This is a genomic window from Pseudobacteroides sp., assembly GCF_036567765.1.
Lineage (GTDB): Bacteria > Bacillota > Clostridia > Acetivibrionales > DSM-2933 > Pseudobacteroides.
The window spans coordinates 105,014-120,473 of the sequence record NZ_DATCTU010000121.1 but is presented as its reverse complement, the minus strand read 5'-3'; the positions used below and the strand labels follow the sequence as shown (position 1 = coordinate 120,473).

Annotated in this window: 11 protein-coding genes; all 11 read left to right on the top strand. The window is 38.9% G+C overall.

The window, feature by feature from the left end; genetic code table 11:
- The first annotated feature begins 119 nt into the window (after positions 1–119).
- The 11 genes from VIO64_RS20360 to VIO64_RS20310 all read left to right on the top strand — a co-directional run bounded on the left by VIO64_RS20360 (position 120) and on the right by VIO64_RS20310 (position 15,449).
- Entirely contained in the window at positions 120–2,516 is a 2,397-nt protein-coding gene (locus tag VIO64_RS20360) for a glycoside hydrolase family 9 protein (RefSeq protein ID WP_331921579.1), read from the top strand.
- Between the two features lie 66 nt (positions 2,517–2,582).
- Positions 2,583–5,744 carry a glycoside hydrolase family 9 protein gene (locus tag VIO64_RS20355; RefSeq protein WP_414705325.1) on the top strand — a complete coding sequence of 1,054 codons (3,162 nt, stop codon included), beginning with the start codon at positions 2,583–2,585 and terminating at the stop codon, positions 5,742–5,744.
- 104 nt (positions 5,745–5,848) lie between these two features.
- Positions 5,849–9,028: a glycoside hydrolase family 9 protein gene (locus tag VIO64_RS20350; RefSeq protein ID WP_331921577.1), complete on the top strand. Its 3,180-nt coding sequence runs from the start codon at positions 5,849–5,851 to the stop codon at positions 9,026–9,028.
- A gap of 27 nt (positions 9,029–9,055) precedes the next feature.
- The gene (locus VIO64_RS20345; RefSeq protein ID WP_331921576.1) at positions 9,056–11,461 is read left to right on the top strand and encodes a glycoside hydrolase family 9 protein; all 2,406 of its coding nucleotides are present in this window, start codon (positions 9,056–9,058) and stop codon (positions 11,459–11,461) included.
- Positions 11,462–11,678: 217 nt separating this feature from the next.
- Entirely contained in the window at positions 11,679–12,746 is a 1,068-nt protein-coding gene (locus tag VIO64_RS20340; RefSeq protein ID WP_331921575.1) for a radical SAM protein, read from the top strand.
- A complete protein-coding gene (locus VIO64_RS20335) occupies positions 12,710–12,991 on the top strand; it encodes an SPASM domain-containing protein (RefSeq protein ID WP_331921607.1) in 282 nt (93 codons plus the stop codon). The genes VIO64_RS20340 and VIO64_RS20335 overlap by 37 nt, the downstream gene beginning before the upstream one ends.
- Positions 12,992–13,040: 49 nt before the next feature.
- Positions 13,041–13,517: a GNAT family N-acetyltransferase gene (locus VIO64_RS20330; protein WP_331921574.1), complete on the top strand. Its 477-nt coding sequence runs from the start codon at positions 13,041–13,043 to the stop codon at positions 13,515–13,517.
- 4 nt (positions 13,518–13,521) lie between these two features.
- Positions 13,522–13,740: a hypothetical protein gene (locus VIO64_RS20325; protein ID WP_331921573.1), complete on the top strand. Its 219-nt coding sequence runs from the start codon at positions 13,522–13,524 to the stop codon at positions 13,738–13,740.
- Positions 13,719–14,462 carry an ABC transporter ATP-binding protein gene (locus VIO64_RS20320; RefSeq protein ID WP_331921572.1) on the top strand — a complete coding sequence of 248 codons (744 nt, stop codon included), beginning with the start codon at positions 13,719–13,721 and terminating at the stop codon, positions 14,460–14,462. The genes VIO64_RS20325 and VIO64_RS20320 overlap by 22 nt, the downstream gene beginning before the upstream one ends.
- Positions 14,462–14,914: an ATP-binding cassette domain-containing protein gene (locus VIO64_RS20315; RefSeq protein WP_331921571.1), complete on the top strand. Its 453-nt coding sequence runs from the start codon at positions 14,462–14,464 to the stop codon at positions 14,912–14,914. The genes VIO64_RS20320 and VIO64_RS20315 overlap by 1 nt, the downstream gene beginning before the upstream one ends.
- Before the next feature lie 115 nt (positions 14,915–15,029).
- The gene (locus tag VIO64_RS20310) at positions 15,030–15,449 is read left to right on the top strand and encodes a carbohydrate-binding family 25 protein (protein ID WP_331921570.1); all 420 of its coding nucleotides are present in this window, start codon (positions 15,030–15,032) and stop codon (positions 15,447–15,449) included.
- Positions 15,450–15,460: the final 11 nt, after the last annotated feature.

Here is a 15,460-nt window from a genome sequence, read left to right as displayed (position 1 = left end):
GATCAAATTATTCAATTTATTTCTTTAATGTATTGAAGTACAATAAAAATATATGGCAAAATAAGTGTAAAAAACTGGTATGAGTATTAACGACATATCTATTCTATAGGGGGGACGAAATGAAAAGAATAATCGTATTTATCCTGCTTGCCATTTTTATGGCTGGCATTATACCGCAGCCGGTTTTGGCTGCAGAATCCAATTTCAACTATGTCGATGCATTTGCAAAATCAATTCTATTCTATGAGGCAAACTGGTGCGGACCTGATGCCGGAAACAACAGAATTAAGTGGCGGGGACCGTGTCATGTGGAAGACGGAAAAGATGTAGGACTCGATTTGACGGGAGGTTTTCACGATTGCGGAGACCATGTAAAATTCGGCCTTCCGCAGTGTGCATCTGCTTCTACACTAGCATGGGCTTACTATGAATTCAAAGATGTCTTCATTGCCAAGGGGCAAGACGAGTATATGCTTAATGTTCTAAAGCATTTTTGCGATTACTTTATAAAATGCTTCCCAAACAAGACTACTTTTTACTACCAGTGTGGTGACGGCGATGTGGATCATCAATATTGGGGGCCTCCGGAACTCCAGACAAATGACAGGCCAACTTATTATGCTGCAACACCTTCAGATCCCGGTTCCGATGTGGCGGGTGATGCGGCTGCTGCATTGGCACTAATGTATTTGAACTACAAGGACAGGGATAAGGAATATGCAGATAAATGCCTAGCTTATGCAAAAGACCTGTATACCTTCGGCATGACTTACAGGGGAAACAGTAAAGCACAAAGCTACTATCTTCCCAGGACCTATCTGGATGAACTTATGTGGGGATCAATCTGGCTTTATGTTGCTACAAATGATATCAAATACATGGAAAATGTGGACAAGCTTATGGTTGAGAAGGGAATTACAGGGGGAAACTCATTTAATGACAATTGGACCCAGTGCTGGGATTATGTTTTGACAGGAGTATTTACCAAGCTAGCTACACTTTCAACCAATCCCTTGTATAAAGAAATCGCTGAAGACCATTTGGATTACTGGCAGAATAGATTAAAGTCTTCTCCCGGAGGCATAAGATTTTTAGATAGCTGGGGTGTTTGCAAGTATCCGGCAGCAGAGAGTATGGTTCAGCTGGTTTATTATAAATATACTGGTGACAAGAGTTGCCTTGACTTTGCAAAGAGTCAGATAGACTATATCCTCGGCAAAAATCCCAATAATATGTCTTATGTGGTCGGTTTTGGGGATAATTATCCCAAATTTCCTCACCACAGAGCAGCAAGCGGAAGACTTGAAGGACCGCCTGCAGATGAAACAAAGTTATCACCTGAAAGGCATATATTATATGGTGCTCTTGTGGGAGGAGCAGATATCAATGATGAATACCATGACAATGTAGACGAGTATGTGTATTCTGAAACCGGACTGGATTATAATGCAGGTTTGGTTGGGGCATTGGCAGGTATGTCTAAATATTTTGGGCAGGATCAGATGCCTGGAGAAACTCCAGGTATTGAAGGAGAACCGCCTCAATACTATTCAGATGCCAAAATTTACGAAGAAGATTCATGCGGTGTTACAGTTGATCTTAATTTATATAATATTATAACTTCACCTCCCCAATATGAGCCTGGTTTATCCTGCAAATATTTTGTGGATTTATCCGAGTATGCCGGTGCGAATATCGATATGAAAAAATTTGTTACAAAAGTGTACTATTCTCCTGCTGATGCCCAAATATCATCACTGCAGCCGTGGGACAAGGATAGGAATATATATTATGTAGAAATAACTTTTCCCAAACCGGTATATGCCAGAACTTATGTGCAGTTTGCCGTTTACTATTATGAAAACAAACTCTGGAATTCTTCCAATGATTTTTCACATGAAGGTATAGGCAATAAATATAAAACATTGGAAAATATCCCGATATATAAAGACGGTGTCCAGGTTTCAGGGAGAGATCCGGCAGGTGGAAAACCTTCCGTTTCGCCATCTCCTACACCTAAGCCTTCGGAAACAAAAGGGTTTAAGGTTTCAGGTTATGTTTTGCCGGATTTTCTTAAGAGTTCCGAAGCTGCGGCAGCTTCAAAAGCAGGGTTTAAAGTGGAAATTTCAGGTACAGCCCTCGCAGCTTTAACTAACCAATACGGTTATTTTGAAATAGCAAATGTGCCACAAAATGCTTCGAGTTACACAGTTAAGGTAAGCAAACCGGCATACCTGTATCGTGAACTTGCAGGCATATCTGTTACAAAGAATGTAGAAATAAGTACAATGAGTTCGCCTGTAAGCATGTGGGCGGGAGATATGGTGATAAACGGCAAACAGGATGGTGTAATTAACATGTCTGATGTAATAGAGGTTGCAAAGCACTTTGGAAGCACTTCTGGAGATGGAAAATATATTGAAAGTCATGATTTAAACATTGACGGTGCCATAAACATAAATGACGTAATCATCATTGCAAGACATTTTAGTAAAACATCTGGAGATTATCAATAGAGATTATATATAAATAGATTGATTTATTTTGGGAGGTTTAAAATGAATGCACTAAAGGGACGGAAGATGAGCTTTTTAAAAAGCCGGGTCTTGATGCCAGTCATATTGATTGGGATTCTTATTGCCGGACAGACCTTCATTTCAAGTTCAGTATTTGCAGCGGCTACACCTGCACCTTCAACTGCACAGGCGAACTTTACGCCTGCTCCCGGCTGGGAGAATTATAGTCACTTTAACTTTGCAGAAGCCCTGCAAAAGTCAATTTATTTTTACGATGCTGAAAAGTGTGGTGCTGCAGCGGGAAACGGACCAATTGAGTGGAGAGGTGCTTGTCATGTGGGAGACGAGAAAATTCTACTATCCAATACATCCCTCTCAAAATCCTTCATTGAAAAGTATAAAAGCATTCTAGATCCCGATGGAGACGGGGCTGTCGATGTGCACGGAGGGTTCCATGATGCAGGGGATCATGTAAGGTTCGGCCTTCCACAGAGCTATGCGGCAGGTACTCTTGGCTGGGGCTTTCTGGAATTTAGAGATGAGTTCAAAAAACTAGGACAGGAAGAGCATATGCTGGAGATTTTAAAATACTTTACAGATACATTCTTACGCTGCTCTTTTCTTGATAAAGATGGAAAATTGATCGCATTCTGCTATATGGTAGGCGAGGGAGATTTAGACCATTCCTACTGGGGACCACCGGAACTATATCCAGCCAATATCCCAAGGCCTGCTGATTTTGCCACCGCTGAAACTCCCGGAAGTGATGTATGTGCCAGTACAGCTGCTGCTCTTTGTTCATCATATATGATTTTTAAGGATTCCAATCCGGAATATGCAAAGAAGTGCCTGGCTGTTGCAACGGCCATGTATGATTTTGCAAAGAAATACAGAGGGAAGCATAACGGTGATGGGTACTATACATCGGCTTATGATGAAGATGAGCTGGCTTGGGCTGCAGTATGGCTTTACGAATGCACAGGTGATATGAATTATGTAAGAGAAATAGACTCAATCGACGACAAAGGTTACTATACAGGATATATTAAAAGGATAATACCTGAGAATTTCAACACAAATACCTGGTACAATTCATGGACCCACTGCTGGGATGTAGTTTGGGCAGGAGTGTTTTTAAAGCTAAACGCTTTATTACCCGATGATGAGAGATGGGATTTCTTTGCACGGTGGAATATAGAATATCATTCGGCAGGCCAGGCAAAACATGTAGACCCCAACGATCACAATTATGATACAACATCACCAGCTGGATATATAATGATTAACGGCTGGGGCTCTGCCCGTTACAACACGGCTGCCCAATTATGTGCACTTGTGTACCAGAAACACCATCCCGAAAGGACGGATTTCGGCGATTGGGCTAAAGGCCAGATGGAATACATTATGGGAAGGAACCCTATGGGGTATTCGTATATTGTTGGCTACGGCTATGAGAGAGGTTTGCCCTTTGCAAAGCATGTTCACCATAGAGCGGCTCACGGATCAAAAACATTAAGTATGCTGGAACCACCGGAGCACAGGCATATTTTATGGGGAGCACTTGCCGGAGGGCCTGATAAACAGGATTATCACCAGGACGTAACAACCGACTTTGTTTATAATGAAGTTGCCGTTGACTATAACGCCGCTTTTGTGGGAGCGTGTGCAGGGCTTTATAAATATTACGGAAAAGGGCAGGAGCCGATACCCAACTTTCCTCCTAAGGAGCCCAAACAGGATGATTATTACTGCGAGTCACGTATAGAACGGGAAAATATTGAAAGTACACAGATTGTATTGAAATTGCACAACGAATCCAGCCAGCCTCCTCATTATGAAACGGGAATGATGATAAGGTATTTCTTTGATATCAGTGAGCTTTTAGAAAGCGGCCAAAGTATAGAGGATGTGGTATTTGCTGTTGAATATGACGAACAGATTTCACTTCAGGATGATCCCATTGAATATAGAGGGCCATTTAAATGGGATGATAATGGAACCTATTATTATGAATTTGATTGGAGCGGCAGAAAAATTTACGGAGATAGGGAACTGCAAATTTCCATGAGGGCAAAACAGGACTCCAATTACGCTACTCACTGGGATCCATCCAATGACTATAGCAGAAAAAATGTAACTGGCACTTATGCAATAAACAAAAATGTGCCTGTATATCTAAATGGCGTAAAGGTATACGGAGAAGAGCCACCCAAAAAGGCTGCCACACCTACTCCTACAATGGACCCTAGGGTGACTCCAGACAATAATGCTTCAATTAAAGTAATATACAAGGGCACAATAGATGGTTCCCTTAAAAATACAATAAGGGCTGCAATAAATATAAAGAATACCGGAGCTACCCCGATAAGTTTGTCTGATGTAAAGGTCCGCTATTGGTTTACAAGTGACAATAGTGATAATAACACCTTTACATGTGAGTATGCGCTTATAGGAACGGAAAAGGTGACGGGTAATTTCTTCAATATAGATAATGCTGTAGCCGACGCCGATACCTATTGCGAAATTGGATTTACAAAGGATGCCGGCAAAATTGTACCAGGCGGAAGCAGCGGAGATATACCTTTTAGAATTGAAAGTACGTCAAATTATGATCAGACAAATGACTATTCTTTTGATTCGAATATAACAAAAGAATTTAGTGATAACAAAAAAATAACTGCATATGTAAATGGCACATTAAAATATGGTGTTGAGCCTGTGACAATAATAAAGCCTACTCCTTCCGGATATAAGATATCGGGGTATATTGAGCCCAATTTTTCAATTTCTTCATCAGGTGCTGAAAAAATAAAGGAAGGCTTTAAGGTGGAGCTGCTTGATGACGGTGGATATGTGACTACGGATAAGAATGGCTACTTTGAGATAAACGGTGTTCCATCGGGTAAAAGCTATACTTTAAGGATTACTAAAGCAAGCTATTTACTGAGGGAAATAAGGAATATAGTTGCAAATGATAATATTGTCATTGGAACTTTAAGTTCTCCAGTAGTTATGTGGGCAGGTGATATGTTAAGAAACGGAATTCAGGACAATGCCATAAATATGGCGGATATAATAGAATTTGCAGCATGCTTTAATGCAACGAAAGATAGTGCCAATTATAAGATAGATATAGACCTAAATAAAGACGGTGCTATAAACATGAGCGACATAATTATAGTTGCAAAGTGCTTTAATAAAGTATCAGCTGATTACCCGGTCGTCTAGATGATCATGATTATGTGATATGTTGTTGATTTATTTTATTTATTTGTTTAATAGTTTATTAATTTTAATGATATTATATAAATTTATTCTATGGGAGGTTTAAAATGATTACAACAAATGAAAGGAAAAGAAACTATTCTAAAAGCCATAGCTGGCTATCAATCCTGTTGACTCTAATATTGATTGCAGGGCAGATCTTTACATCCGGTATTGTATTTGCGGAAGCACCACCTGCCACTTTTACGCCTGCTCCCGGGTGGGAGAATTATAACCACTTCAACTTTGCCGAAGCTTTGCAAAAGTCACTTTATTTTTATGACGCGGAAAAATGCGGTGCTGCGGCAGGTTATGACAAAGGTGGAAAGCTTGAGTGGAGAGGCTCCTGTCATGAGGGGGATGCGAAAATTCCTCTTCAATATACATCCCTTTCCAAGGAGTTTTTGGGGAAGTACAAGAGCATAATTGATCCTGATGGAGATGGTACAGTAGATGTACATGGCGGGTTTCATGATGCAGGTGACCATGTTAGGTTTGGTCTTCCTCAGAGCTATGCGGCCGGTACATTAGGATGGGGATTCAATGAATTCAGAGACTCCTTCAAGGCTATAGGAGAAGAAGAGCACATGATAGAACTTTTAAGGTACTTTACCGATACATTTTTACGCTGCTCTTTTCTCGATAAGGATGGAAGTTTGATTGCATTTTGCTACATGGTAGGCGAAGGTGATGTTGACCATTGCTACTGGGGACCGCCGGAACTATATCCTGAAGAATATTCCAGGACTAGGCCTGCGGATTTTGCAACCTATGATTCTCCGGGTAGTGATGTTTGTGCCAGTACTGCTGCGGCACTTTGCACCTCATATATGAATTTCAAGGATGAAGACCCGGCATATGCGAAAAAATGCCTTGATGTCGCAAAGGCTATGTATGATTTTGCAGTAAAATACAGAGGAAAACATAAAGGTGACGGTTACTACACCTCGGATTATGATGAGGATGAACTGGCTTGGGCTGCGGTGTGGCTCTATGAGTGTACCGGAAACATGAAATATATAAATGATATAAACGCTGTTGACCAAACTGGAAATTATACCGGATATATGAAAAGGATAATACCTGACACTTTTAAACAGAATGTCTGGTATAATTCATGGGTACATTGCTGGGATGCAGTATGGGGAGGAACATTTTTAAAACTCAACCAGTTATTTCCTGAAAATCAATTGTATGATTTTATCGCAAGCTGGAATGTGGAGCATTTGTCAGGTGGGGTAGCAAAACATAAAGACCCAAAGGATACAAATTATTACAAAACGTCACCTGCAGGATATACAATGATAAACGGCTGGGGATCAGCCCGTTATAATGCTGCCGCTCAGTTATCCGCACTTGTATACATGAAAAACCATCCCGAAAGAACGGATTTCGGCAAGTGGGCTAAAGGTGCCATGGAATACATTATGGGAAGAAATCCAATGGGTTATTCCTATATAGTTGGATATGGCTATGAGAAAGGGTTGCCTTTTGCAAAACATCCGCACCATAGAGCAGCTCATGGATCAAAAACAAATAGTATGAATGATCCGGAAGAACACAGACATATTTTATGGGGAGCACTGTCGGGAGGACCGGACTTAAATGATTATCATATAGACTCAACCACCGAGTATGCTTACAATGAAGTTGCCGTTGACTATAATGCTGCCTTTGTCGGTGCTTTGGCAGGCTTGTACAAATATTACGGCGAGGGACATGAGCCGATACCAAATTTCCCTCCTAAGGAGCCAAGAACTGACGATTACTATTGTGAGGCAAAAGTGGCGAGGGAAACGGAAGACAGCACACAAGTCGTTATAAAACTTCATAATGAATCCAGTCAGCCTCCGCATTATGAAACAGGAATGATGGCAAAATATTTCTTCAATATAAGCGAACTTATAGAAAACGATCAAACTATAGATGATGTGATTTTTTCCATTGAATATGATGAACAGATTTCCATGCAGCAGGAGCCTATTGAATTAAGAGGCCCTTTCAAATGGGATGATGCAGGAACATACTATTATGAATTTGATTGGAGCGGAAAAAAAATATATGGAGACAGGGAACTGCAAATTTCCTTCAGAGTAAAGCAGGATAAGAATTACACGACTCACTGGGATTCTTCAAATGACTACAGCAGAAAGAATCTTACAAATGAATATGTTATATATAAAAATGTGCCTGTATATCTAAATGGTGTGAAGGTATATGGAGAAGAGCCTCCAAAGTTGGTTCCGACACCTACCCCGACAAATAACCCTAATGTGACGCCTGCAAATAATGCCTTAATCAAGGTTTCGTACAAACGTGGGAAAGAGGATATGACTAAAAATACAATTAGGTCTACAATAAATATCAAGAACACAGGGACTGTACCTGTAGATCTAGCTAATGTAAAGGTTCGCTATTGGTTTACAAATGACGGCAGCGAACAAAACACTTTTGTATGTGAATATGCCGTTTGCGGAACAGCAAATGTAACCGGAACTATATTCAAAATAGATAATCCTGTAGCTGCTGCAGACTCCTATTGCGAAATTGGATTTACAAAGGAAGCAGGTAAAATTCCACCGGGAGGAAGTTCTGGAGACATACCATTTAGAATCGAAAGCAGTGCGTCAAATTATGACCAGACAAATGACTATTCCTACAACTCCAGTATGACAGAGCTTGGGGACAATAGTAAGATTACTGCCTATGTACAAGGTGCTCTGAAATTCGGGATTGAGCCTGTTGAATTAAAACCGACTCCTTCTTCTGGATACAAGGTTTCGGGATATGTAATACCGGACTTTTCATTTACGGCAGTAAACAGTGAAAAATTAAAGGAAGGTTTTAAGGTAGAACTTGCTAATGGCAAATTTGCAACTACAGACAAGAACGGCTATTTCGAAATAAGTGGTGTTTCTGCAGCTAAAAGCCATACTTTAAGAATTTCTAAAGAAAGCTATTTATTGAGGGAATTAAAAAATATTGTTGTAAACGACAATACTGTAATTGGAACGGTAAGCAGCCCATTAGTTATGTGGGCGGGTGATATGGTCAGGAACGGAGTTCAGGATAATGCTATAAACATGGCGGATATAATGGAGTTTGCAACATGCTTTAATGCTACCGCCGATAATGCTAAATACAAGGAAGGTGTAGACCTGAATAAAGACGGTGCAATAAACATGAGTGACATAATAATTGTTGCAAAGCATTTTAATAATGTATCATCAGATTATCCTGCTATTTAAATTTAAGGACATTAGGGAGGCTTTGTGATGAAAAGAATCAGCAAATTCTTTTTGGTTTTATTTGTTTTGGTATGTATTATACCGAAAACTCCGGTGTCAGCAGCAGAGACAAATTTCAACTATGTAGATGCATTTGCAAAATCCATTTTGTTTTATGAAGCAAGCTGGTGCGGACCTGATGCCGGAAACAACAGGATTAAGTGGCGTGGACCATGCCATATTGAAGATGGCAAGGATGTGGGACTCGATTTAACAGGAGGTTTCCATGACTGCGGAGACCATGTCAAATTCGGCCTGCCCCAATGTTATTCAGCTTCGGCTCTTGCATGGAATTATTATGAGTTTAAGGATGTTTTTATTGATAAGGGCCAGGATAAGTATATGTTAAATATACTCAAGCATTTTACTGATTATTTTTTGAAGTGTTTCCCGAACAAAACTACCTTCTATTACCAGTTTGGTGAGGGGAATACAGACCATGCCTATTGGGGGCCTCCTGAGCTTCAGACATATAACAGGCCAACTTATTTTGTTGCTACACCTGAAAAACCAGGGTCGGATGTAGCAGGTGATGCGGCCGCTGCTTTAGCTCTTATGTACCTAAATTACAAGGACATAGATCTAAAATATGCCGAGAAGTGCCTGGCAGCAGCAAAGGATTTATATGATTTCGGTATAACCTATAGAGGAAACAGTGAAGCACAAGGGTTCTATGTACCTTCAGGTTATTACGATGAACTCATGTGGGGTGCCACCTGGCTTTACATTATCACAAACGACAAGAGGTATATGGATGATATTTATAAGCTTATGAATGAAAAAGGTATGGGCGGAGATAATGAGTATCAGGATCACTGGACCAACTGCTGGGATTATGTGTTTTCCAGCACATTCCTGAAGCTTTCTCAAATTTCAGATGATCCTAAATTCAAGAGAATAGCTTTAGAGCATATGGATTACTGGATGAATACTGTAAAGACTACTCCAGGTGGGCTCAAATGGCTGACTGGCTGGGGCGTGTGCAAGTATCCTGCGGCAGAGAGTATGATTATGCTTGTACATTACAAGAATACGGGTGAGAAGAAGTACCTTGACTTTGCGAAAGGCCAGATTGACTATATTCTGGGTAAAAACCCCAAGAAAATGTCTTATATGGTTGGGTTTGGAGACAACTATCCCAAGTTCCCTCATCATAGAGCGGCAAGTGGAATGCTTGAGGGCTGGCCGGGAGATGAAACAAAGCAAGCACCTGAAAGGCATATTCTATATGGTGCTCTCGTAGGGGGTGCTGATGCAAATGATGAATATATTGATGATGTGGAAAAGTATGTATACACAGAGACGGGATTGGACTATAATGCAGGTCTTGTGGGGGCTCTTGCAGGATTAAGCAAATACTACGGGGATGGGCAGGTACCGGAAGAAACACCGGGTATTGAAGGAGAACCGCCTCAATATTATGCTGAAGCCAGAGTAACAAAAGAAGACAATCAGGTGTCCGAGGTTGAAATTTGGATGCATAATATTTTGACTTCACCTCCTCAATATGAAACCGGATTATCCCTTAAATACTTTATCGACTTGTCGGAATTTGGTCCTGGAAAGGTAAATTTGTCAACGTTTATGCAAAATGCATATTGGTCTCCCAATGGGGCCAAAATGTCCCCAATCAAGCCCTGGGATGAAGCTAAAAACATCTACTATGTAGATATAACCTTCCCGGATCAGAAGCTTTATGGGAAATCCTATGTCCAATTTTTCATAGCAAACTATAACGGTACTCAGTGGAATGCATCAAATGACTACTCAAGAGCTGGGTTAAACGAGAAAAGCTTTACGATTACCCAAAACATACCCGTTTATAAAAACGGTGAACAGGTATTCGGAAAGGATCCGTCAGGCGGGACTCCATCAGTACCTCCTTCTCCTACAGCTAAGCCTACAGCGACAACAGGATATAAGATATCAGGCTTTATAAAGCCTGATATGACATTAGGAGCTGATACAGCCGGTGTATTGAGATCAGGTTTTAAGGTGGAGGTTATCGGCTCTGAATTGTCCGCTGAGACTAACCAAAACGGTTATTTTGAGATTGATAATGTTCCTCAAAATGCTGTTGGCTATACATTGAAGGTGAGTAAGAAAAATTATCTTTACAGGGAAATTAAAAATGTATTAATCGCAAAGGACGTACAGATTAGCACACAAAGCGTACCGATTATCATGTGGCCCGGAGACCTGGAGGTTAACGGTGTGCAAGACAATGCAATAAATCTGTCGGATATTATTGAGATTGCAAAACACTTTAACAGCACTTCGGGTGATGGAAAATATAAAGAGAATGGTGACTTAAATAGAGATGGTGCTATAAATATGAGTGATGTTATTATTATAGCAATGCATTTTAATAAAGTACCCGAAGATTATATGTAAAATGACAGTAATCAATATTGATTTTTGAGTTTAGCACACCATATCAGACATATGATATGGTGTGCTTTCAATTTCTCGCGATAGCGATCAAGGTTGAAAAGCTTGACTATGGTTAAATTTTTTAATCCTATCCAGATTTTGACTTTAGGTACATTATATCTCTAAAGAAAGTAAGTGAGTAACTTGCAGAAGTTGATAAATTAGGGGGATAAGCAATATGAAGGCTTCAAGATACAATTTTTTCTGGACTCTCAATGACGATGTGAAAATTGCTTTTAATAGTCTTACTTGTGCACTCGCACAAATAGATGATGAGTTTATAAATATTATAGATAATATTGAAGACATAGAGCATGAGAATCTTGAAGAAGATAAAAAGAAGCTTATTGATGAGATGCTTCGTGGAAACTATATCTTAACTGATGATGTTGATGAGTTAAAGCTGGTTGAATACAGGATGAATGAAGGAAAGTATCATGACTATGGCCTGTTTCTTACAATAGCACCAACTCTTGAATGTAACTTTAAATGCCCTTACTGTTATGAGTACCCGACAGCAGGTAAAATGAGCGATGAAACTAAGAACGCAATTCTAAGCTGGATTACTGCGGTTGCTGCAAAAAAAGGAGACATACATGTAACCTGGTATGGCGGAGAGCCTCTTATTGCAAGTGAAACTATTTTTGATTTTTCCCGGAAAGCCATTAAAATATGTGAAGAAAGCAATGTTAAATACCATGCAGGAATGGTTACAAACGGTTATTTGCTAAACGATGAGATAATAGAACAATTAATATCCTCAAATGTTAACTCGGTTCAAATAACATTGGATGGACCTCCCAATATTCATAACAAGAGAAGAATACTTAAGCTAAACGGAGAAGGTACTTTCGATGTACTTCTGTCAAACATCAAAAAGCTAAAAGCAAAGAACATATTATGTAATATAAGAATGAACGTAGATAATGAAAATTCATCTTTTGTCAAAGACCTTCTTGATATACTTAAGGAGAACAATCTTCAGGATCTGCCTCTTTCCCTTGGGAAAGTTACATCTTATACCGATGCCTGTGACCATATAGCCGAATCCTGCATGCATACCAAGCAATTTTCAGAAATAAATATCAATACCTTAAAGCTGCTACTTCAAAACCGTTTCAGAGTAAATGACAGAATGTTATACCCAAATATTATAGGAAACTACTGCGGTGCAACCCAGATGTCTTCATATGTCATAGATCCTAAGGGATATATATATATAAATGTTGGAATGATGCGGGTGTAACAGATAAATCCATTGGAAACGTTAACAGCTCTGTAAAAATAGAAGACAAGGTGAAATTGAATAATGTTAATTATATGACATGGAGTCCATTGGATTTCAGTGAATGCAGGGAATGCAAATATCTGCCCATTTGTATGGGCGGCTGTCCATATATAGGAATGAAGTATAAAAAGCCTAACTGTGAAAACTGGAAATACCAATTGGAAGAATATCTTAAAATAACGTATTTGCTAAGCAATGATTAGAATATCGCTTTAGTTATTGCTTAAAAATTTACATTTATCAGGTGGTTTTGTGAATTATAAAATAAGAAAAGCCAAAAAGCGGGATATGAGTGCAATCAATGAATTATGGTGCAAGCTATCCTATGATCAAATCAGTAAAGACCCATATTTTGACCAAAATATTGAATTTAAAGAGTATGGCAATTTAAGATTTGCAATGAGCAAAAAATATTGTGCTATATTTGTTGCCGAAGTACAAAATAAAATAGTAGGTTTTATAGAGACGGTTTTGCATCATAAAGACTATTACTTTCCCGCTGATGATTATGCATATGTGTTTCACATGTACGTTGAAGAAGATTACAGGATGGGACTGACCTTAAGTACCGATCTTGTTAAAGCCACAGAAGCATGGGCAGCATCTATGGGCTGCAGCTACTTAGAAGCTGATGTTTTGAGTCATAACACCAAAATGGAAACACTTATAAAATACTACAAGTTTAAACCTTACACGGCACGGTATGTTAAAAGGTTAAGGGAGAAATAATAATATGAAGGATTTTGCTAAAAAAATATACCTGCTGATTAAACCTTTTATAAAGTGGCAAATTATCGGGCTTATACTTACAATACTAGGTTCAGTTGCTTTGTTCGCCGCCCCGTTGGTATCGAGGCATTTGATCGACGAAGTTATACCGGCCGGATCGCTTCATAATCTTACATGGGGTCTGGTATTTTTCTTTATTGTATGTGTTCACAACCATTTATAGAATACTTTAAAAACCTTGTTTTTATTAACATTACTGAAAGAATAACACTTTCAATACGGGAAAAGCTTTTTGAAAAAATTATTCATGCACCGCTGAAATTTTTTGATTCCGTTAAAAAAGGTGAAATAATTTCGAGAGTTTTGAATGATGGTGGGGCATTAAGTTCTTTTTTGAGTAAAAAGCTTGGGATATTGTCTCTTGAAGTTCAGACCAGCCTTGATGATCTATGCACTGTTATAAATCAGTCTTGTGATAAGATTCTGCCAATTAAGGCCTTATCCCTTGAAAAACTGACTGTAAAGGAATTTAAAAGTGCATCATATAATCTACATACATCCAGCTTAAAGATTTCCAAATACAGCGTTACTCTAGGAACATTTTTATCTGTAATGGTGGTATCCTCATTATCGATAATTTACGGTTATGGAGCTTATCTAGTCATGGAAGGCTCCTTAAGTATCGGACAGGTTGTAGCTATGAGCCCGGATATTCTGGTATTAAAAAATATTAACATGAATATAAGAAACAACGAATTCGCAGCTATTGTAGGTAAAAGCGGATCAGGAAAGAGTACACTTATAAACATCTTGATGGGTTTTTACAGCATTCCGGAAGGAAAGATTTATATTGGAGGAAAAGATATAAGCAAAATGGGTGTGGAAGCCCTACGGAAAAATATCGGTTTTGTTCCGCAGCGGATTGAGCTTTTAATAAAAGCATAATGGATAACATAAGACGGGGAAGACTTGATGCTAAAGATGAGGAAGTTATTGAAGCATGCAGGAAGGTGGAGCTCCATGAAAAAATTATGAGCTTGCCTCACGGCTATGAGACAGTAATAAACGAGAATTTGAATTTTTCAGGGGGTGAAAGTCAAAAGTTGGGGATAGCAAGGGCTCTTTTGAGAAAGCCTTCTTTAATTATTCTTGATGAACCCACATCTTCATTAGATCCTCACAGTGAGAAAACAATTAAAAATATAATTGGTAAAATCAAGAACCATTGTACTGTGCTGGTAATTGCACACAGACTTACCACCATACTAAATGCTGATAGAATATTTATCCTGGAGGATGGAAAAATTGCAGATGAAGGAAGTCATGATTCCCTTATACAAAGAAATAATTTGTATTTTAATTTTGTGTCAGGTTCATTTATAAAACAATCGTTATAATCATACAAATTCATATTCTTTTCAAATTTGCCATTATTCTTTTAAGATAATTTTTAATAGCCTGTAAAAACTATAATGGGTTAAAAAAATATAATTTTGTTGGGAGGTAAGAATAATGGGTATATTGGATTTTTTCAAGAAGAAAAGTAGTGTGCCTGTGATTAATGCTGATTGCAAATCATCCGGATGTAATGAATGCGGATGTGAAAGTTTTGACGTAGAGCTTGCAGATGAAATACTTTATGATAACTATTCAAAAGGTGTTACGGTTTCAACTGTAGGAGACAAAGTAAAACTGACATATAGCGGACTTCTTACGAAAAGTGGTGCTAGTGGAGTGTTTGCAGTAGTGGGCTTTGGTGACAATGATGACTGGCAGAATACTTCAACTTACCCTATGAATAGTACCAACCAACACATGTATGAATTATCAATTCCTGCAGTAGATAGCAAACAGATAAACGTAGCCTTTAAGGATGATGCAAACAATTGGGATAATAATTCAGGTGAAAATTATAGTTTTTATATCCAATAAAAAATGGGTAG